Annotated in this window: 14 protein-coding genes, 1 tRNA gene and 1 pseudogene; 1 reads left to right on the top strand and 15 read right to left on the bottom strand. The window is 66.7% G+C overall.

The genetic code is table 11. The annotated features are described in order from the left end of the window. Nucleotides 1-130 precede the first annotated feature (130 nt). Nucleotides 131-1153, bottom strand: a complete 1023-nt coding sequence (locus ACE3QW_RS01700; protein ID WP_374250190.1) for an LLM class flavin-dependent oxidoreductase — start codon at nucleotides 1151-1153, stop codon at nucleotides 131-133. 175 nt (nucleotides 1154-1328) lie between these two features. Between ACE3QW_RS01700 and ACE3QW_RS01695 the strand changes: the two genes are divergently transcribed. Then, nucleotides 1329-3362: a YgiQ family radical SAM protein gene (locus ACE3QW_RS01695; RefSeq protein ID WP_374250251.1), complete on the top strand. Its 2034-nt coding sequence runs from the start codon at nucleotides 1329-1331 to the stop codon at nucleotides 3360-3362. A 6-nt stretch (nucleotides 3363-3368) separates the two neighbouring features. Here the strand turns inward: ACE3QW_RS01695 and ACE3QW_RS01690 are convergent, their stop codons facing one another. The 14 genes and pseudogenes from ACE3QW_RS01690 to tuf all read right to left on the bottom strand — a co-directional run. Next, a complete protein-coding gene (locus ACE3QW_RS01690; protein WP_374250188.1) occupies nucleotides 3369-4658 on the bottom strand; it encodes an RsmB/NOP family class I SAM-dependent RNA methyltransferase in 1290 nt (429 codons plus the stop codon). A gap of 109 nt (nucleotides 4659-4767) precedes the next feature. After that, the gene (locus tag ACE3QW_RS01685; protein WP_374250187.1) at nucleotides 4768-5253 is read right to left on the bottom strand and encodes a J domain-containing protein; all 486 of its coding nucleotides are present in this window, start codon (nucleotides 5251-5253) and stop codon (nucleotides 4768-4770) included. Nucleotides 5254-5398: 145 nt separating this feature from the next. Continuing rightward, complete coding sequence (locus ACE3QW_RS01680) at nucleotides 5399-6745, bottom strand: APC family permease (protein ID WP_374250186.1); 1347 nt, start codon at nucleotides 6743-6745, stop codon at nucleotides 5399-5401. Between the two features lie 173 nt (nucleotides 6746-6918). Then, a complete protein-coding gene (rpoC, locus tag ACE3QW_RS01675; protein WP_024279830.1) occupies nucleotides 6919-11103 on the bottom strand; it encodes a DNA-directed RNA polymerase subunit beta' in 4185 nt (1394 codons plus the stop codon). Nucleotides 11104-11205: 102 nt separating this feature from the next. Further along, entirely contained in the window at nucleotides 11206-15282 is a 4077-nt protein-coding gene (rpoB, locus tag ACE3QW_RS01670; protein WP_029557791.1) for a DNA-directed RNA polymerase subunit beta, read from the bottom strand. 274 nt (nucleotides 15283-15556) lie between these two features. Continuing rightward, the gene (gene rplL, locus ACE3QW_RS01665) at nucleotides 15557-15931 is read right to left on the bottom strand and encodes a 50S ribosomal protein L7/L12 (protein WP_029557790.1); all 375 of its coding nucleotides are present in this window, start codon (nucleotides 15929-15931) and stop codon (nucleotides 15557-15559) included. 68 nt (nucleotides 15932-15999) lie between these two features. After that, on the bottom strand, nucleotides 16000-16518 hold the full coding sequence (gene rplJ / locus ACE3QW_RS01660) for a 50S ribosomal protein L10 (protein WP_024279833.1): 519 nt from the start codon (nucleotides 16516-16518) through the stop codon (nucleotides 16000-16002). 735 nt (nucleotides 16519-17253) lie between these two features. Then, the gene (gene rplA, locus ACE3QW_RS01655) at nucleotides 17254-17952 is read right to left on the bottom strand and encodes a 50S ribosomal protein L1 (RefSeq protein WP_024279834.1); all 699 of its coding nucleotides are present in this window, start codon (nucleotides 17950-17952) and stop codon (nucleotides 17254-17256) included. Between the two features lie 5 nt (nucleotides 17953-17957). Continuing rightward, a complete protein-coding gene (rplK, locus tag ACE3QW_RS01650) occupies nucleotides 17958-18407 on the bottom strand; it encodes a 50S ribosomal protein L11 (RefSeq protein WP_024279835.1) in 450 nt (149 codons plus the stop codon). Between the two features lie 179 nt (nucleotides 18408-18586). Continuing rightward, nucleotides 18587-19117, bottom strand: a complete 531-nt coding sequence (nusG, locus tag ACE3QW_RS01645) for a transcription termination/antitermination protein NusG (RefSeq protein WP_029557789.1) — start codon at nucleotides 19115-19117, stop codon at nucleotides 18587-18589. Between the two features lie 14 nt (nucleotides 19118-19131). Continuing rightward, the gene (gene secE, locus ACE3QW_RS01640; protein ID WP_029557788.1) at nucleotides 19132-19329 is read right to left on the bottom strand and encodes a preprotein translocase subunit SecE; all 198 of its coding nucleotides are present in this window, start codon (nucleotides 19327-19329) and stop codon (nucleotides 19132-19134) included. 277 nt (nucleotides 19330-19606) lie between these two features. Then, nucleotides 19607-19683 (bottom strand) — tRNA-Trp (locus ACE3QW_RS01635). Nucleotides 19684-19859: 176 nt separating this feature from the next. Continuing rightward, the gene (locus tag ACE3QW_RS01630; protein ID WP_374250250.1) at nucleotides 19860-20375 is read right to left on the bottom strand and encodes an AAA family ATPase; all 516 of its coding nucleotides are present in this window, start codon (nucleotides 20373-20375) and stop codon (nucleotides 19860-19862) included. 269 nt (nucleotides 20376-20644) lie between these two features. Further along, nucleotides 20645-20784 (bottom strand): annotated as a pseudogene (gene tuf, locus ACE3QW_RS01625) (elongation factor Tu); the annotation flags it as partial.

Raw genomic sequence — 20784 nt, 5'->3', positions numbered from 1 at the left:
ATTTGCATTGCAATGCAAATTATATGGGTATTCCGCCATCCGGTTTGTCGTCCCCGCCGCGGAAGGCCTCTTCAGCGCATCCGGCGGGGAGCTTCGGGGGCGCTCCCCGGAGGCAGCGCCCCTCTTGCTCTCAGCGCCAGCCCATGGCCGGCGCGACGTGGGTCAGGATGGCCTCGATGACGTGGGCGTTGTAGTCGACGCCCAGCTGGTTCGGCACGGTGAGGAGCAGCGTGTCCGCCTCGGCGATGGCTTCGTCCTCGGCGAGCTGCTTGATGAGCGCGTCCGGCTCGGCGGCGTAGCTGCGGCCGAAGATGGCGCGGGTCTTCTCATCGATGAAGCCGATGGAATCCTCCTCCTTGCCGCCCCCACCGAAATAGGCGCAGTCGCGGTCGTCCACGAGGGCGAAGATGGAGCGGCTCACGGAGACGCGGGGCGTCCGGGTGTGGCCGGCCTCGGCCCAGGCGGCGCGATAGGCGCGGATCTGCGCGGCCTGCTGCACATGGAAGGGCTCGCCCGTCTCGTCATCCTTCAGGGTGGAGCTTTGGAGATTCAGCCCGAGCTTGGCCGCCCACACGGCGGTGGCGTTGGAGCTGGCGCCCCACCAGATGCGCTCGCGCAGGCCCTCGGAGTGCGGCTCCAGCCGCAGCATGCCGGGCGGGTTGGGGAACATGGGCCGGGGATTGGGCTGGGCGAAGCCCTCGCCCTTCAGCACCTCCAGGAACACCTCGGCGTGACGGCGGGCCATGTCGGCGGCGGTCTGGCCTTCCGGCGGGCCGTAGCCGAAATAGCGCCAGCCATCGATCACCTGCTCCGGTGATCCCCGGCTGATGCCAAGCTGAAGCCGTCCGCCGGCAATGAGATCGGCCGCGCCGGCATCCTCCGCCATATAGAGCGGGTTCTCGTAGCGCATGTCGATGACGGCGGTGCCGATCTCGATGCGCTTGGTGCGTGCGCCAACGGCCGCCAGAAGCGAGAACGGAGACGCAAGCTGGCGGGCAAAGTGGTGGACGCGGAAATAGGCGCCATCCGCGCCCAGCTCCTCCGCCGCCACGGCAAGGTCGATGGATTGCAGCAGCGCATCCGCCGCCGAGCGGGTCTGCGACTGGGACGAGGGCGTCCAGTGGCCGAACGAGAGAAAGCCGATCTTCTTCAAGGCAGACACTTCTGGGCTGTGAAAATCTGGCGCCAACCTAGCCCGCTCCGCCGGCCCGCGCATCTTTCGTGTCCGCAAGCTGGCTTTGCACGAGAACCGGCTGCACGAGGAGATGTGTTCCCGTATGGGCACCGGATCGGTTGAATTTGCGGCCTTTGATCCCTATTCGTCACCCATGGACACACAGGTCTGCCCCACGACGCCTTTGCCTTTCCTGCCCTGGCCCGCCCCGGCCAGCCGGCCGGCCCCCTTCCTGCCCATGAGCCGCGCCGAGATGGCGGCGCTCGGATGGGATCAGTGCGACGTCGTTCTGGTCACGGGCGATGCCTATGTGGACCACCCGAGCTTCGGCATGGCCATCATCGGCCGGCTCCTGGAGGCGCAGGGCTTTCGCGTCGGCATCATCTCCCAGCCGGACTGGCAGTCGGCGGAGCCGTTCAAGGCGCTGGGCAAGCCGCGCCTGTTCTTCGGCGTCACCGGCGGCAACATGGATTCCATGGTCAACCGCTACACGGCGGACCGAAGGCTGCGGCATGACGATGCCTACACGCCCGACGGTGCCGGCGGCCGGCGGCCGGACCGCTCCACCATCGTCTACACGCAGCGCTGCCGCGAGGCGTACAAGGACGTGCCGATCATTCTCGGCGGCATCGAGGCTTCGCTGCGCCGGATCGCCCATTTTGACTACTGGTCCGACAAGGTGCGCCGCTCCATCCTGGCCGACGCCAAGGCGGACCTCCTCCTCTACGGCAACGCCGAGCGCGCCGTGGTGGAGGTGGCGAACCGCATCGCCGCCGGCGAGGCGCCGCGCGACATCGACGACGTGCGCGGCGTCGCCTTGTTCCGCAAGGTGCCCGAGCACTACACCGAACTTCACGCCGACGATCTCGACGCCTCGGACGAAGGCGCCGCCCGCCGCCCCGGCGACGTGGTCATCCGCCTGCCGTCCTGCGAGCAGGTGGAACAGGACAAGGAGGCCTATGCCCGCGCCTCCCGCGTGCTGCACCGGGAAAGCAACCCCGGCAACGCCCGCCCGCTGGTGCAGCGCCACGGCGACCGCGATCTGTGGCTGAACCCGCCGCCCATTCCCCTCACGACCGAGGAGATGGACGCGGTCTACGATCTGCCCTACGCCCGCGCGCCGCATCCCTCCTATGGCGAAGCGAAGATCCCGGCCTGGGACATGATCCGCTTCTCGGTGACGATCATGCGGGGCTGCTTCGGCGGCTGCACCTTCTGCTCCATCACCGAGCATGAGGGGCGCATCATCCAGAACCGCTCGGAAGGCTCGATCCTGCGCGAAATCGAGCTGATCCGCGACAAGACGCCGGGCTTCACCGGCGTCATCTCCGACATCGGCGGCCCCACCGCCAACATGTACCGGATGGCCTGCAAGGACCCGAAGATCGAGGCGGCCTGCCGGCGCCCCTCCTGCGTCTTCCCGGACATCTGCCCCAACCTCAACACCTCCCACGACGACCTCATCCGCCTCTATCGCAAGGTGCGCGAGGTGGAGGGGGTGAAGAAGGTGATGGTCGCCTCCGGCGTGCGCTACGACCTTGCCGTGAAGAGCCCCGAATATATCCAGGAGCTGGTCACCCACCATGTCGGCGGCTACCTGAAGATCGCCCCGGAGCACACCGAGCGCGGCCCGCTCGACAAGATGATGAAGCCGGGCATCGGCACCTATGACCGCTTCAAGGAGATGTTCGACGCCGCGGTGAAGCGGGCAGGAAAGAAATACTACCTGATCCCCTATTTCATCGCCGCGCATCCGGGCACGACCGACGAGGACATGATGAACCTCGCGCTCTGGCTCAAGAAGAACCGCTATCGCGCCGATCAGGTGCAGACCTTCCTGCCCTCCCCCATGGCCACCGCCACCGCCATGTACCACACCGGCGTCAACCCGCTGCGCGCCGTACGGCGCGGCGGCAGCGAGCGGGTGACGGCCGTCACAGGGCTGCGCCAGCGCCGGCTGCACAAGGCCTTCCTGCGCTACCACGATCCGGACAACTGGCCGCTGCTGCGCGAGGCGCTGAAAGCCATGGGCCGCGCCGATCTCATCGGCCCGCGACCGGACCAGCTCGTGCCGGCGCACCAGCCGCCGGGCACCGGCAAGGCCGCCGGCACGCGCCGCCCCGTGCGCCCGGCTCCCGCCGGGGCGCAGCGCTTCACCACCAAGGGCGTGCCGCTGCGCAAGACGTGAGGCGACCTACTCGGGGGCTGCGTCCGTCTCGGTCGCAGCCGCCTCGCGCTGAAGCACGGCGGCGAAGAAGCCGTCCGTGTCGTGGCGCGCGGCGGTCAGCGCCAGATAGTCGGGATGCGCCGAGCCGGTGATCCCAGGCGCCACCTCGCTCAAGGGAACGACGTGGAACGCCGGGTGCGCCGCGAGGAAGGCGGCCACCTGATCTTCGTTCTCCTCGGCCAGCAGCGAGCAGGTGGCATAGACCAGCCGCCCGCCCGGCTTCACCAGCCGCGCCGCGCTGGCGAGGATGCGGGCCTGAAGCGGCAGCAGCGCCTCAAGCCCCGGCCCCAGCACGCGCCAGCGGGCATCGGGATTGCGCCGCCAGGTGCCGGTGCCGCTGCAGGGCGCATCCACCAGCACCCGGTCGAAGCCGCCCTTGTGGCGCTTCACCCAGCGGTCTGTCTCGCTGGCCAGCGGTCGCGTCTCGATATTGTGCAGGCCGGCCCGGCGGAACCGCTCGGCGGCGCGCTTCAGGCGGCCGTCCAGCACGTCGCAGGCGATGACGTGGCCCTTGTTCTTCATCTGCGCGGCAATGGCCAGCGTCTTGCCGCCGGCGCCAGCGCAGAAATCCACCACCCGGTCGCCGGGCTTGGCATCCACCACGACGGCAACCATCTGGGAGCCCTCGTCCTGGATCTCCACCTCGCCCGTCTTCAGCATGGGCAGGCGGTTGAGCGCCGGGCGCTCGCTGACGCGGATGCCATAGGGAGACAAGGGCGAAAGCTCGGCCGGCAGGCCAAGGGCGCGCAGGGCTGACAGCATCTCCGCGCGGTCGGCCTTGATGGGATTGACGCGCAGGTCGAGCGGGGCCGGTGTGAGCATGGCCGCCATTTCGGACGCGAAGGCATCGCCGAACCGGCGGTGCAGCCCGTCCGCCGCCCAGTCGGGGCATTCGTAGCGTACATCGTCCGGCATGGTGGGATGATCGACGCGCGCGCCCTGCAGCTTGATGAGCAGCGCCCGCTCCTGATCGGTGAGGGGCGCCGGGGCGAACTTGGCGCCGGAGAACAGGGCCTGCACCTGATCCCGCGTCTTACCGCCGCCGAGCATCAGCCAGGCCAGCAGCCGGTTGCGGGGCGTATCCGGGCGGCCGTGCCGCTTCAGCCACCAGCCGAGCCGGGCGTGGTGGCGCAGCAGGGCATAGAGCAGCACGGAAATCTGGCCGCGATGCGCCGTCGGGATGTCGCGCCGGGCGCGGAAGAAGTCGGAGACGACGGCATCGGCCGGACGCGCGACGGCGTCGACCTCCTCGGTCAAATCGAGGGTTTCTTGCAGAATGGCGGCGAAGGTCACTGAGACACGATCAGGCTGGAAACGGGGCCGCACCATAGGCGATGGCGCCAGCCTTGGCCATCATGGCTGCCCCTCACGCATCCGCCAGCATCTCCAGCAGGGCGTCGCGGGCCTCGGCGATGCGACGGTAATCGGCATCGCTGCCGCCGGCATCGGGATGGGCGGTCTTGGCGCGGCGGCGGAAGGCGGCGTTGATCTCGGCGGCATCCAGCCGGCCGTCGGGGGGCAGGCCGAGGGCTTCGCGGTGGGGGCTGTCGTCTTCCCCGTCGAACATGGCCATGAGCGCGCGGCGCGCCTTCTGCGCCGCCACGCGCAGCTCCACCTGATCCTCCTGCCAGCGGCGGCGGGACATGACGAAGCAGGCGCCGAAGGCGATGCGGCCCGTCTGCTCCAGTTCGTCCAGGCTGAACGGGCCGACGATACCGTAGGGCGCATCAAGCCACGCCTGCCGTCCGCCCGCGTCGTCCTCGACACGGCCGATGCTGACCATGTCGAGCACGCCCAGCGAGCCGTTCCAGACGACCCATTGCTCCGCCCCGGAGAAACCTGTGTCGGTCATGCGACGCGCCCTGTGCCTGCTCGCGCATGTGTCTGACACGAGCCGATCCCGGGACACGCATCCGCCGCCCGTTCCTGTCGGAAAGGCGCCGCCGTTTGCACATCCCAAGGGCGGCCATGCAGGACTGAAGCCAGATCGGGGGACCTTAAGGCTCGGCGTCCCGGACACCGGGGCGCAGCGTCGCCAGCGCGGCGCCGAGCGCGATCCAGGCGCCGACCAAATAGGGCCAGAGGTTCCCGGGGAAGGCCGGCACGGGATAGATCGAATTGTAGAGCGGCCAGAGCATCGCCAGCGTTCCGAGCAAACCCAGCGCCAGCCACACCAGGCTCTTCGCCTTCACCGCATGGGTGACAGCGGCCAGCGTGACGCCGAGATAGGCTACGATCAGCGCCAGCACACCGATGGTGCCCACATTGTCGTAATAGTCCGCCGGCCCAATGAAGGGCGCCCAGGCGAGGAGGCCGGCGAGCATCAGCAGCCCCACCACCAGCACGGACACCGACGGCGTGCCGTGGACCGGATGCACCCGCGCCGCCGCCTCCGACAGGCCGGCGCGGCCGAGCACGAACAGCATGCGCCCGGCGGCGGAGAGCGTGCCGAGCACGGCGGAGATCGCGGACACCGCGGCGGCGATATCCAGCGCGGTGGCCATGCGCACGGTGCCGTATTTCAGCGCCAGCGTGTTCAGCGGAGCATCGTCGGCGGCGAGCGCCTTCATGTTGTCGACCCCGAACCCGACAACCTGGATGTAGGAGGCGAAGACGAAGAACAGGCCGGCGAGCACCACCGAGCCGAGCAGCGCGACGGGAATGGCGCGGCCGGGCTGGCCCGTCTCCTCGGCCAGCGTCGCCGCCGCCTCGAAGCCGGCGAAGGAGAGCACGGCGAACACCACGGCATAGCCCACCCCCCACCAGCCCATGGCCGGGTCCGGCCGGAACGGCGCGGCCGTGAGGCCGCTACTGGCGCTGACGGCGGTGAGGATCTTCACGCCGAGATAGACGATGACGCAGATGGAGCCGAGTTCCAGCAGCAGCATGAGCCGAGCGGCGACCGCCATGTCGCGGTAGGCGAAGAGCGTGCCGATGATGAGCGCCAGCACCCCCAGCACCAGCCACCAGCCCCCGATATGGATTCCGTGGTCGGCAAAGGCGGCGCGCAGGAAGTCGCCCACCAGCGCCGCGCTGCCCGATCCGCCGGCGATGTAGAGCAGCAGCATGCACCAGCCGGCGATGAAGCCGGCGCGCGGGCCGAAGGTCTGGCCGATATAGGAATAAGCCGAGCCGGCGCGCGTCGTCTTCCGGGCGAAGAAGACGAAGGAGAAGCCGACGATGGCCACCAGCAGGGTACCCACGGCGAACCCCAGGGGCGCGGCGATCCCGGCGGCGCCCACCGCCAGCGTCACGTTGAGCGCCATGGACATGGTCGGCGCCATGACCGAGACCGAAAGCCCCACTGCCTCGACCGGCCCGAGGTTACGCTTCAGCTTGACCATGATCCGCGCCCCGATTGCCCCAGAACTTCGCGGGCAGTGTCAGCTCGGTACCATTGTCGGAGCAATGCCGGAGATCGGCCCGATCTGCTCCGCTTCAGCCGGCGGAACCCGGCAAACGAAAAGGCCGCCCCGAGGGGCGGCCTTTCCAATGGGTGCGGGCGCGCGGCCCGGGATCACTCCGCCGCGTCGGCGGGGCCTTCCACGAGGGACTGGCCTTCGCCCTGCTCGTCGCGGGTCGCGACGATGAGGTCGTCGCGGTTGGTCGCGATGGTGCGCAGGCGAGACATCTGGGCGCCCGTGCCGGCCGGGATCAGGCGGCCGACGATGACGTTCTCCTTGAGGCCTTCCAGCGGGTCTATCTTTCCGTTGACCGCCGCTTCCGTGAGGACGCGGGTGGTCTCCTGGAAGGAGGCCGCCGAGAAGAAGGAGCGCGTCTGCAACGACGCCTTGGTGATGCCCAGGAGCACGGGATGGCCGGTGGCGGGCTTCTTGCCCTCCTCGGCGGCCTTCTCGTTCGCCTCGAGGAACTCGAGCCGGTCGACCTGCTCGTTGTCGAGGAAGTCGGTCTCGCCCGAGTCGTCGATCTCCACCTTCTGGAGCATGTTCCGGACAATCACCTCGATGTGCTTGTCGTTGATGTGCACGCCCTGGAGCCGGTAGACCTCCTGGATCTCGTTCACGAGGAAGGCCGCAAGCTCTTCCACGCCCTTGATCGCTAGGATGTCGTGCGGCGCCGGGTTGCCGTCGACGATGAAGTCGCCCTTCTCCACCACGTCGCCGTCCTGGAGATGGATGTGCTTGCCCTTCGGGATCAGGTACTCGACCGGATCCCCGCCGTCGGTCGGCTCGATGGAGAGCCGGCGCTTGTTCTTGTAGTCACGGCCGAACCGGATGGAGCCCGAGATCTCCGCGATGATGGCCGCGTCCTTCGGACGACGCGCCTCGAACAGCTCCGCCACGCGCGGCAGACCGCCCGTGATGTCGCGCGTCTTGGCGCTTTCCATGGGCACGCGGGCCACCGCGTCGCCGGCCTTGAGGGTCTGGTTGGGGTCCACCGAGATGATGGCCTCCACCGGCAGCGCGTAGCGGGCGTCGCCGCCGCGCGGCAGCTTGATGATCTTGCCGTCCTTGCCCTTGATCAGGATGGCGGGGCGCAGCTCCGGTCCACGGCCGGACCGCGAATCCGTCACCACGCGCTTGGCGATGCCGGTCGACTCGTCGACCTGCTCGTTCATCGAGGAGCCTTCCATCAGGTCCTCGAAGGCCACCGTGCCGTCCACCTCGGAGAGGATGGGGCGGGTGTAGGGATCCCACTCGGCAATGCGCTGGCCGCGCTTGATGGTGTCGCCCTCGTCCACCTTGAGGCGGGCGCCGTACTGCACGCGGTTGACCGCGCGCTCGGTGCCGTCATGGTCGACGATGACCACCGCCAGGTTGCGGGCCATCACCACCAGGTCGCCATCCGAATTCCGCGCCACGTTGCGATTGCGGATGCGGACGGTGCCCTCGAAGTTGCTTTCCACGAAGGACGAGTCGGCGAGGGTCGCCGCGCCGCCGATGTGGAAGGTGCGCATGGTGAGCTGGGTGCCCGGCTCGCCGATGGACTGGGCGGCGATGACGCCCACCGCTTCACCCATGTTGACGGGCGTGCCGCGGGCGAGGTCGCGCCCGTAGCAGGTGCCGCACACGCCGTTGCGGGTCTCGCAGGTCAGCACCGACCGGATCTTGATTTCCTGGATGCCCGACTTGTTGATCCGCTCGACGTGCGGCTCCTCGATCATCTGGCCCTTGGGCACGATGACGTCGCCGGTCGCCGGCTCCACGATGTCTTCCGCCGCGGTGCGGCCGAGGACGCGCGAGGCGAGCGAGGCCACGATCTGGCCCGCGTCGATGATGGCGCGCATGTGGATTCCCTTCTCCGAGCCGCAATCGCGCTCGGTGATGATGGAATCCTGCGCCACGTCGACGAGACGACGGGTGAGGTAGCCCGAGTTCGCCGTCTTCAGAGCGGTGTCGGCAAGGCCCTTACGCGCGCCGTGGGTGGAGTTGAAGTACTCCATCACGGTCAGGCCTTCCTTGAAGTTCGAGATGATCGGGCTCTCGATGATCTCGCCCGACGGCTTGGCCATGAGGCCACGCATGCCGGCAAGCTGCTTCATCTGAGCGGGCGACCCACGCGCTCCGGAGTGGCTCATCATGTAGATCGAGTTGATCTGCTTCTCGCGGCCGGTCTTCGGGTCCTTCTTGACCGAAGAGATTTCCTTCATCATCTCCTCGGCGACGCGATCGGAGCACTTGCCCCAGGCGTCAACGACCTTGTTGTACTTCTCGCCCTGGGTGATCAGGCCGTCGTTGTACTGCTGCTCGTATTCCTTGGTGAGGGCGCGGGTCTCCTCGACCAGCTCCCACTTCTTCTTCGGCACCACCATGTCGTCCTTGCCGAACGAGATGCCGGCGCGGAACGCGTTGTAGAAGCCGAGCGCCATGATGCGGTCGCAGAAGATCACGCTCTCCTTCTGACCGCAGTGCCGGTACACGGCATCGATCATGTTGGAGATTTCCTTCTTCGTCATCAGCTTGTTGACGACGTCGTAGGAGAGCTTCGGGTCCTTCGGCAGCAGCTCGCCGATCTTCATGCGGCCGGGGGTGGTCTCATAGATCTTGGAATACTGCTTGCCGTCCGGGCCGATGCCGATGTAGCGGCCCTTGATCTTGGTGGCGAGGGTGATCGCCTTGGCGTTCAGGGCGTGGTCGATCTCCGCCATGTTGGCGAACATCATGCCCTCGCCGGGCTCCTTCTCCTTCATGATGGAGAGGTAGTAGAGGCCCAGAACGATGTCCTGCGACGGCACGATGATGGGCTGGCCGTTCGCCGGGTGCAGGATGTTGTTGGTGGACATCATCAGCACGCGCGCTTCCAGCTGGGCTTCCAGCGAGAGCGGGACGTGCACGGCCATCTGGTCGCCGTCGAAGTCGGCGTTGAACGCCGAGCAGACGAGCGGGTGCAGCTGGATGGCCTTGCCCTCGATGAGCACCGGCTCGAACGCCTGGATGCCGAGGCGGTGGAGCGTCGGCGCGCGGTTCAGCATCACCGGGTGCTCGCGGATCACCTCGTCGAGGATGTCCCAAACCTCGGGACGCTCCTTCTCCACCAGCTTCTTCGCCTGCTTGACGGTCGCCGAATGGCCCTTCGCGTCGAGGCGCGAATAGATGAAGGGCTTGAACAGCTCCAGCGCCATCTTCTTCGGCAGGCCGCACTGGTGCAGTTTCAGCTCCGGACCCACCACGATGACCGAGCGGCCGGAATAGTCCACGCGCTTGCCGAGCAGGTTCTGGCGGAACCGGCCCTGCTTGCCCTTCAGCATGTCAGCGAGCGACTTCAGCGGACGCTTGTTGGCGCCGGTGATGACGCGGCCGCGGCGGCCGTTGTCGAACAGCGCGTCAACCGCCTCCTGAAGCATGCGCTTCTCGTTGCGGATGATGATGTCCGGCGCGCGCAGCTCGATCAGCCGCTTCAGGCGGTTGTTGCGGTTGATGACGCGGCGGTACAGGTCGTTCAGGTCGGAGGTCGCGAACCGGCCGCCGTCCAGAGGGACGAGCGGGCGCAGGTCCGGCGGGATCACCGGCACGTGGGTGAGGATCATCCACTCCGGCTTGTTGCCGGAGAGCTGGAAGGCCTCGACGATCTTCAGGCGCTTGGCGAGCTTCTTGGGCTTCAGCTCGGTGGTCGCCTCGGCGATCTCCTGGCGCAGGTCCGCGGCGATCTTCTCGAGGTCCATGGAGCGCAGCAGCTCACGGATCGCCTCGGCGCCGATCATGGCGGTGAAGCTCGAATCGCCGAACTCGTCCTGGGCGCGCAGGTAGTCGTCCTCGGAGAGGAGCTGACGGTACTTGAGCTTGGTAATGCCCGGCTCGATGACGACGAAATACTCGAAATACAGGATGCGCTCGAGGTCCTTCAGCGTCATGTCGAGCAGCAGGCCGATGCGGCTCGGTAGCGACTTCAGGAACCAGATGTGCGCCACCGGCGCGGCGAGCTCGATGTGGCCCATGCGCTCGCGCCGCACGCGCGACAGGGTGACCTCGACGCCGCACTTCTCGCAGATGATGCCCTTGTACTTCATCCGCTTGTACTTGCCGCACAAGCACTCGTAGTCCTTGATCGGACCGAAGATGCGCGCGCAGAACAGGCCGTCACGCTCGGGCTTGAACGTGCGATAATTGATGGTTTCCGGCTTCTTGATCTCGCCGTAGGACCAAGACTTGATCTTCTCCGGGCTCGCGATCGAGATGCGGATCTGATTGAAGCTCGGGGCCGGAACGGTCGGATTGAAGACGTTCAGGATTTCCTGATTCATGAGCTGGCTCCCAAACGAAGTGGGCCTTTAACTTGAGGCCCGGCCGGCAGAAGCGCCGGTCGGGCAATCCGCTTTGCGCGGGGTGACGGGCTCAGACGCCCGTCAGGTGTTCTCGAGATCGACGTTGAGGCCGAGCGAGCGCATTTCCTTCACGAGCACGTTGAAGCTCTCGGGAATGCCGCTCTCGAACGTGTCCTCGCCGCGCACGATGGCCTCGTAGACCTTGGTGCGGCCGGCCACGTCGTCCGACTTCACGGTGAGCATCTCCTGCAGCGTGTAGGCGGCGCCGTAGGCTTCAAGCGCCCACACCTCCATTTCGCCGAAGCGCTGGCCGCCGAACTGCGCCTTGCCGCCCAGCGGCTGCTGGGTGACGAGCGAGTAGGGACCGATCGACCGGGCGTGGATCTTGTCGTCGACCAGGTGATGCAGCTTCAGCATGTAGATGTAGCCGACCGTCACCTTACGATCGAACGGCTCGCCGGTGCGCCCGTCGAACAGCGTGGACTGGCCCGAACGGTCGAGACCCGCCCGCTCCAGCTCCTGCTCGATGTCCGCCTCGTGGGCGCCGTCAAAGACCGGGGTGGCCATCGGCACGCCCTTGCGCAGGTTCTCGCCAAGCTCGGGCAGCTCGCTGTCCTTGATCTGCTCGATCTCTTCCTTGCCGTAGATGATCTCGAGCCGGTCACGCAGGGGCTTCAGGTCCTGCTTGGCGTAATAGGCTTCCGCCGCGGCGGCCACCTGCCGGCCGAGGCCAGCGCAGGCCCAGCCGAGATGCGTCTCGAGGATCTGCCCGACGTTCATGCGCGAAGGCACGCCCAGCGGGTTCAGCACGATGTCGACGTTGGTGCCGTCCTCGAGGAACGGCATGTCCTCCACGGGCACGATGCGCGAGACCACGCCCTTGTTGCCGTGGCGGCCGGCCATCTTGTCGCCGGGCTGGATCTTGCGCTTCACCGCGACGAAGACCTTGACCATCTTCATCACGCCGGGGGGCAGCTCGTCGCCGCGCTGCAGCTTCTCGACCTTGTCGAGGAAGCGCTGCTCGAGCCGCTTCTTCGAGTCGTCGTACTGGGCGCGGATTGCCTCCAGCTCGGCCATGATGGCGTCGTCGGCGACGGCGAACAGCCACCACTGCGAGCGGGGATACTCGCCGAGGGTCTCGCGGGTGACGGCGGTCTCCTTCTTGAAGCCCTTCGGCCCCGCGATGGCGACCTTGCCGTCCAGGATCTCGGTCAGACGGCCGTAGACGTTGCGATCGAGGATCGCCTGCTCGTCGTCACGGTCCTTGGCGAGACGCTCGATCTCCTCGCGCTCGATGGCCAGCGCGCGCTCGTCCTTGTCGACGCCGTGGCGGTTGAACACGCGCACCTCGACGATGGTGCCCGTGGTGCCGGGCGGCAGGCGCAGCGAGGTGTCGCGCACGTCGGCGGCCTTCTCGCCGAAGATAGCGCGGAGGAGCTTCTCCTCCGGCGTCATCGGGCTTTCGCCCTTCGGCGTGATCTTGCCGACGAGGATGTCGCCCGCGCGGACTTCGGCACCGATATAGACGATGCCGGCCTCGTCGAGATTCTTCAGCGCCTCTTCCGAGACGTTGGGAATGTCGCGGGTGATTTCCTCAGGCCCGAGCTTGGTGTCGCGGGCCATGCACTCGAATTCCTCGATGTGGATCGAGGTGAACACGTCTTCCTTGACGATGTTCTCCGAGAGGAGGATCGAGTCCTCGAAGTTGTAGCCGTTCCACGGCATGAAGGCGACGAGCACGTTGCGGCCGAGCGCGAGCTCGCCCAGCTCCGTGGACGGGCCATCGGCGATGATGTCGCCCTTGCGCACCTGATCGCCCACGCGGACCAGCGGACGCTGGTTGATGCAGGTGGACTGGTTGGAACGCTGGAACTTCATCAGCCGGTAGATGTCGACGCCCGACTTGGAGGGGTCGGCCTCTTCCGTGGCCCGGATGACGATACGGGTGGCGTCCACCTGATCGATCACGCCGGTGCGGCGGGCGGCAATGGCGGCGCCGGAGTCACGCGCAACCACGGCCTCCATGCCGGTGCCGACCAGCGGCGCCTGCGAGCGCACCAGCGGAACCGCCTGGCGCTGCATGTTGGAGCCCATGAGCGCGCGGTTGGCGTCGTCGTTCTCAAGGAACGGGATGAGCGCCGCGGCCACCGAAACGAGCTGCTTCGGCGACACGTCCATGAAGTCCACGCGGTCGGGGCTCACGAGCAGCACGTCGCCCGCATGGCGGCAGACGATGAGGTCTTCCTCGAAGCGGCCGTCCTTGTCGAGCGGGATGTTGGCCTGCGCGACGTAGTACTTCCCCTCCTCCATGGCGGAGAGATAGACCACCTCGTCGGTGACCTTCGATTCCACCACGCGGCGGTAGGGCGCCTCGATGAAGCCGTACTTGTTCACGCGGGCGAAGGTCGCCAGCGAGTTGATGAGGCCGATGTTCGGGCCTTCCGGCGTCTCAATCGGGCAGATGCGGCCGTAGTGCGTCGGGTGCACGTCGCGCACCTCGAAGCCGGCGCGCTCGCGGGTCAGACCGCCCGGGCCGAGGGCCGAGAGACGCCGCTTGTGCGTGATCTCGGAGAGCGGGTTGGTCTGGTCCATAAACTGCGACAGCTGCGAGGAGCCGAAGAACTCGCGCACCGCGGCCGCCACCGGCTTGGCGTTGATGAGGTCCTGCGGCATCACGGTGTCGATGTCGACGGACGACATGCGCTCCTTGATGGCGCGCTCCATGCGCAGCAGGCCGACGCGGTACTGGTTCTCCATGAGCTCGCCGACCGAGCGGACACGGCGGTTGCCCAGGTGGTCGATGTCGTCGATCTCACCCTTGCCGTCGCGCAGCTCCACCAGCGTCTTGATGACGGAGAGGATGTCGTCGCGGCGCAGCACCCGCACGGTGTCGGGGCAGTCGAGATCGAGGCGCATGTTCATCTTCACGCGGCCGACCGCGGAGAGGTCGTAGCGCTCGGGATCGAAGAACAGCGAGTGGAACATGGCCTGCGCCGAATCGAGCGTCGGCGGCTCGCCCGGGCGCATCACGCGGTAGATGTCGAAGAGCGCGTCCTCGCGGGTCACGTTCTTATCAGCCGCCAGCGTGTTGCGGATGTAGGCGCCGGTGTTGACGTGGTCGATGTCGAGGATCGGAATCTCGTTGTAGCCGGCTTCCTCGAGCAGCTTCAGCGTCTTCTCGGTGATCTCGTCACCGGCCTCGGCGTGGATCTCGCCGGACGCGAGGTCCACGAGGTCCTCGGCGATGTACTGGCCGACCATCTCCTCGTCGGAGATGCGCAGGGCCTTGAGACCCTTCTCGGCGAGCTGGCGGGCGGCGCGGACGGTCAGCTTCTTGCCGGCCTCGAGCACGACCTCGCCGGTGTCGGCGTCGATCAGGTCGGCGACGGCCTTGTAGCCCTTCATCCGCTTGGGATCGAACGGCATGCGCCAGCCGCCCTTCGCGCGCTCGTAGGGCACCTTCTCGTAGAAGGTCGAGAGGATTTCCTCGTTGTCGAGGCCCAGCGCGTACAGCAGGCTCGTCACCGGAATCTTGCGGCGACGGTCGATGCGCGCATAGACGATGTCCTTGGCGTCGAACTCGATGTCGAGCCAGGACCCGCGATAGGGAATGATGCGCGCCGCGAACAGGAGCTTGCCCGAGGAGTGGGTCTTGCCCTTGTCATGGTCGAAGAAGACGCCCGGCGAACGGTGCATCTGGGAGACGATGACGCGCTCGGTCCCGTTGACGATGAACGTGCCGTTCATCGTCATCAGCGGGATGTCGCCGGTGTAGACGTCCTGCTCCTTGATGTCCTTCACGGACTTGGCGCCGGTGTCCGGGTCCACATCGAACACGATGAGGCGGAGCGTCACCTTGAGCGGGGCAGCGAACGTCATGCCGCGCTGGCGGCACTCGTCCACGTCATACTTCGGCGGCTCGAACTCGTAGCGCACGAACTCCAGCATGGCCGCGCCGGAGAAGTCGGAGATGGGGAATACCGACTTGAACACCGCCTGCAGGCCGTCGTCGTCGCGTCCGCCCTTGGGCTCCTCGATCTGGAGGAACTGGTCGTAAGACGCCTTCTGAACCTCGATGAGGTTCGGCATCTCGGCCACTTCCTTGATCTTGCCGAAGAACTTGCGGATCCGCTTACGACCGGTGAACGTTTGCGCCATCTCGATCCTCGTCCGTCCTGGTCTCTCGGGCCGGCCCCTGTCCTCCCGAAGGAGGCGGGCTCGCCGCGCCGGCACCGGAACCTCTGTCAGCCATCGTGCCTTCAAGGGTTGGGGGCGAAACGCCATCCCCTTTCAGCACCATGACGGCTCTCCCGGCAGCCCCCGAACCTCGTCCGGATCGGCTGCCGGGAGAACCGTCTCTCTCCCTGTCCGGCCTTCCGGCCGGCTATGGAACGGGTCCCGGCACGAGGCCGGGACCCGAAACGTCAAAGGCTCACTTGAGCTCGACCTTGGCGCCAGCCTTCTCGAGCTGGGCCTTGAGCTTCTCGGCCTCGTCCTTGGCCACGCCTTCCTTGACGGGCTTCGGAGCGCCTTCCACCAGATCCTTGGCTTCCTTGAGGCCGAGGCCGGTGATGGCGCGCACTTCCTTGATGACTTCGATCTTCTTGTCGCCGGCGGCGGCAAGCATCACGGTGAACTCGGTCTGCTCTTCCACCGCGGCGGCGGCAGCGCCGGCCGGGGCAGCGGCCACGGCCACGGCGGCGGCGGCGGAAACGCCCCACTTCTCCTCGAGGAGCTTCGCCAGCTCGGCGGCCTCGAGCACGGTGAGGGAGGACAGCTCGTCGACGAGCTTGGTCAGGTCAGCCATGGGATATTCCTTAAGATAGGTTCGGATTTTGGAATTGCGAGATCAGGCCGCCAATGGCGGCCGCGGCCTCACGCTGCTTCGTCCTGCTTGGCATAGGCCCCGAACACGCGGGCGAGCTTGGCCGCCGGTGCCGTGGTGAGCTGCGCGATCTTGGTCGCCGGGGCCTGAATGAGGCCGACGAGCTTGGCACGCAGTTCGTCCAGGGACGGGAGTGTGGCAAGCGCCTTCACACCGTCCACGTTAAGGGCCGTCTTGCCCATCGCGCCGCCGAGGATAACGAACTTGTCGTTGGCCTTGGCGAACTCGACGGCAACCTTCGGCGCCGCCACCGGATCATCCGAATAGGCGATCACGGTGGGTCCCTTCAGCAGGGACGCCACATGGGCGACGTCGGAGCCTTCCAGAGCGATTTTAGCGAGGCGGTTCTTGGCCACCTTCACGGTCGCACCCTCGGCCTTCATCTGTCGACGGAGCTTCGACATCTGGGCCACGGTGAGGCCGGAATAGTGGGCGACCACGACGACGGACGTGCTCTTGAACACATCCGTGAGCGTCGTGACGAGCTCTTGTTTTTCCGCTCGATCCACGTCTGGCTCTCTTTAAGCCTTGGCAGCACCATCCACCTCCCGAAGGAGGCATCCGGTCCCGCCGGTTGCGCCTTGCCGCGTCCTGCGGCCAACCTGTCTGACGACATGGAAGGCCGCGATCCGCGACGCTCACATGCCCTGTCCCCTATTGCCCGGGCACGGAAAACCGTGTCGCGAAGCGCAAGGCGCTGGTTCCGAACCGATCTTCATCTCCGCCGGCGCAGGCCGTTCGGAGGGCAAATTCCGGTCTTCCCCGTCTATGCTGGCTCCCCATTAACCGCCCGTTAGGGCGGATGTCGGGAATTAAGCCTTGATCCTCGGCCCGATTGAGCGAACATCCCTTGTGGGGCGCATCTCCATCAGGCCTCCATCGAGGCACCGGCAGTCTCGGACAGGACTTTGCCTGCTGGTTCGCCCGAAGGCTCCAAGGAGCCACCCGAACGCCTGACAGACGACAAGGCCGGGCGGGCGAACCCTCCCAGCCCTTCCACCCGGTCAAGGGCGAAAGCCACAATACCTGATCCGGGCGGCACGCCACCCGGAAACAGCCCATATAAAGGCTGGCGCCAGCCTTGTCACGTCCCGATCATCGTCCTTGCGCACTTTTTGCATACGGCAGCCGCCGGCCTGCCATGCGCCAGCGGAAGGGCCGCTCGGACCTCGCCAAAACGTGACATTCAAACGAAAAGGCCGGACCCACCGGCCCGGCCTTTCCAGAAGCTTGATCTCGACCGATCAGGCGGTGAGCACGGTGGAGGGCTCCACCTTGATGCCCGGGCCCATGGTGGAGGAAACCGCCACGCGCTGCAGGTAGGTGCCCTTGGCGCCGGCCGGCTTGGCCTTCACCACCGCGTCCACGAAGGCGCGGATGTTCTCGGCCAGCTTGTCGGCCGGGAAGGAAGCCTTGCCGATGCCGCCGTGGATGATGCCGGCCTTCTCGACGCGGAACTCCACCGCGCCGCCCTTGGCGGCGGCGACGGCGCCCTTCACGTCCATGGTCACGGTGCCGACCTTCGGGTTCGGCATCAGGCCGCGCGGGCCAAGCACCTTGCCGAGACGGCCGACGAGCGGCATCAGGTCCGGGGTCGCGATGCAGCGATCGAACTCGATGGTGCCGCCCTGGATGGTCTCCAGGAGATCCTCGGCGCCCACGATGTCCGCGCCCGCCGCCTTGGCCTCGTCGGCCTTGGCGCCACGGGCGAACACCGCCACGCGCACGGTACGGCCGGAGCCGTTCGGCAGGTTGCACACGCCGCGAACCATCTGGTCGGCATGGCGGGGATCGACGCCCAGGTTCAGCGCGACCTCGATGGTCTCGTCGAACTTGGCGGTGGTGCGCTCCTTGAGGAGCTTGAGGGCGTCGTCGAGGCCGTACAGCTTGTTACGGTCGATGCCCTCGTTGATGGCGCGGATGCGCTTGCCTTCCTTCGCCATGGCGCTCACCCCTGAACCTGCAGGCCCATGGAACGGGCCGAACCTTCGATCATCTGGACGGCGGCCTCAACGGTGTCGCAGTTCAGATCCTTCATCTTCTTCTCGGCGATCTCCGCGAGCTGGGCGCGCGTGACCTTGCCGACGAAGGTGCCCTTGCCGGGCGTCTTCGAGCCCGAGCCGGGCTTCTTCTTCGTCTCGAGGCCGGCGGCCTTCTTGAGGAAGTAGGAGACCGGGGGGGTCTTCAGCTCGAAGGTGAAGGAGCGGTCCTGATAGGCCGTGATCACCACCGGGATCGGCATGCCCTTTTCGAGCTGCGCGGTCTGGGCGTTGAACGCCTTGCAGAATTCCATGATGTTCAGGCCGCGCTGACCGAGCGCGGGACCAATCGGCGGGGCCGGATTGGCGCTGCCGGCAGGCACCTGCAGCTTGACGTAACCGGTAATTTTCTTCGCCATTTCAACAACTCCCAAAAATCGCCGCCGTCCGGTGAGGGAGCGGCGGGCGGGATTGCGTGGTGCGGATCAAAAGGGCGCTTGGCGAGACGCCCCCTCCCCTCCCACGCCGGCACACTGCCCTTTAAGCAATGCGCCAGACTTCGGACCATTGCCCCCGAGGAGGCGACGGCCCGCTCCGGTCAGACCTTCTCGACCTGACCGAATTCGAGTTCCACCGGCGTCGCGCGGCCGAAGATGGACACCGCCACCTTCAGGCGCGAGCGGCTGTCGTCGACCTCTTCCACGATGCCGTTGAAGGACGCGAACGGGCCGTCCGACACCTTCACCGTCTCGCCGACCTCGTAGGAGATCGACGGCTTCGGACGCTCGATGCCCTCCTGCACCTGCTGCAGGATGCGCATGGCCTCCGATTCGGAGATCGGCATGGGCTTGTTGTCGGCGCCCAGGAAGCCAGTGACCTTCGGCGTGTTCTTGATGAGATGGAAGGCCTCGTCGGTGAGGTCCATCTTCACCAGCACGTAGCCGGGGAAAAACTTGCGCTCGGTGTCCACCTTCCGGCCACGGCGCACCTCGACCACCTTCTCGGTGGGCACGAGGATCTGCTCGAACAGATCGGTCAGGCCGCGCTGGTCAGCCTGCTCGCGGATCGAGTCGGCCACCTTCTTCTCGAAGTTGGAATATGCGTGAACGATGTACCAGCGCTTCGCCATGTGGGCCTCCCGCCTCAGTGCCCGAGGGTCAGCAGCGTGGAGACGCCGAACCGGATGATCTGGTCGGAGACGAGGAAGAAGATGGACGCCAGGAAGACCATCACGAACACCATGGCGGTGGTGATCAGCGTCTCGCGGCGGGTGGGCCAGGTGACCTTGGCCGTTTCCGCGCGGACCTGCTGATAGAACTCCATCGGGCCGTTCTTCGCCATGGCGTCTCGCCGTCCGTTCCTGTTGCCGCCCGTTCCCGCGCCGCCGGTTGCCACGCACCGGACCTTCCGATGACGCGAATGCGGCACATGCCGCTCAAATCTTCTTCCCGCCGGCTTCGGCTCTCGCGAGACGCTGCTGCGGGCTTGCCTTCGGCGGGGCCGGATCGTGCCCTCATATGGGCTGTCCGAAACGCGCCTTCAAGCCGTGCCATTCCGGCGTCGTCGTCTCGCCTGACCTGCCGTCCTGCGGTTGCCCAAGTTCCGGGCTGGCCGAAGATGGCAGGAGTGGAGGGACTCGAACCCCCAACCCCCGGTTTTGGAGACCGGTGCTCTAACCAGTTGAGCTACACTCCTAAGGCCCGCGCCCCGAAGCCTGGCAGAATCAGCTTTTCAGCGATCAGCTTGCCTCGAGGGTAGACTCCGCCGCGCCGGGAAGTGACCCAGCGCATCGGCCGGCTGTGTTTAGTGGGATGCCGCGCGGCTGTAAAGGGGGACCGGGGGGCGATCAGGCCTGTCCACCGCAAAGGCGGCTAGAGATGATGGAGGACGAAGGCCGCTCGTCCCATAACGTCGGTCCGTGGCAGTTCCACCGTTTCGTAGCCGAGGCCGCGATAGGTGTCGACCATGACCGCATGGGTGCGCACGGCTTCGTCCCAATCCTGCCGGCGCTCGGCATCGTTTGCGTAGATCTCGCGCCATGGCGGGGCGACGAACACGCGGGGATCGTATCTGAACACCGCGCAAGCCCGGCTGATGTGCTGGGGAATCGGCAGGCCACATAGCGAAAGGTATCCAGCCACGTCTGGAATGCCGCGATCTAAGAAGACCGGGCCGACCCGCCCTGCCTGCTCTTCGTAGGATCGCAGGTCCCAGGCGAGCATCGCCTCCGCGAACGCCGCCCGGTCCCGCCACGGGAGGGCTGGGCCATCAATGGCCATCTGCTGGCGGATGACAGCCCGGCCCGCCTCCGGCGCGATGGCGTGCCCGGCGGTCGCAAGAGCATCCAACAGGGTGCTCTTGCCCGAACCCGGACCACCCGTGAGCACGATCAAGCGTGTAGAGCCGCGTGCCATGGCCGCCTGCCTCTGCATTATCGATTTTGGGGATGCACCCGGACGCGCGGCGTGAAGCCGCGTCAAAAGGGGAGCCCAAGCAGGATGCCCGGCGCGAACTGGGAGCGCAAGCCACCGGGACAGTGGGAGACAGCATGTGTCTGCGGGGTGCGCGGGGTTAGGGATGGGCCAAAAGAAAAAGGCGGCGCCCGAAGGCGCCGCCCTGTTCCGTCACGCTGCGGACGCAAGGTCCGAAAGCGCTATCACTCGATGATGGCAGCGACGACGCCGGCGCCGACGGTGCGGCCGCCTTCACGGATGGCGAAGCGCAGCTTCTCCTCCATGGCGATCGGAACGATCAGGTGCACGTCCATCGACACGTTGTCGCCCGGCATCACCATCT

This window comes from Xanthobacter sp., from assembly GCF_041911315.1.
GTDB classification, from domain to species: Bacteria; Pseudomonadota; Alphaproteobacteria; order Rhizobiales; family Xanthobacteraceae; genus Xanthobacter; species Xanthobacter aminoxidans.
This window is presented reverse-complemented; position numbering and strand designations above follow the sequence as displayed.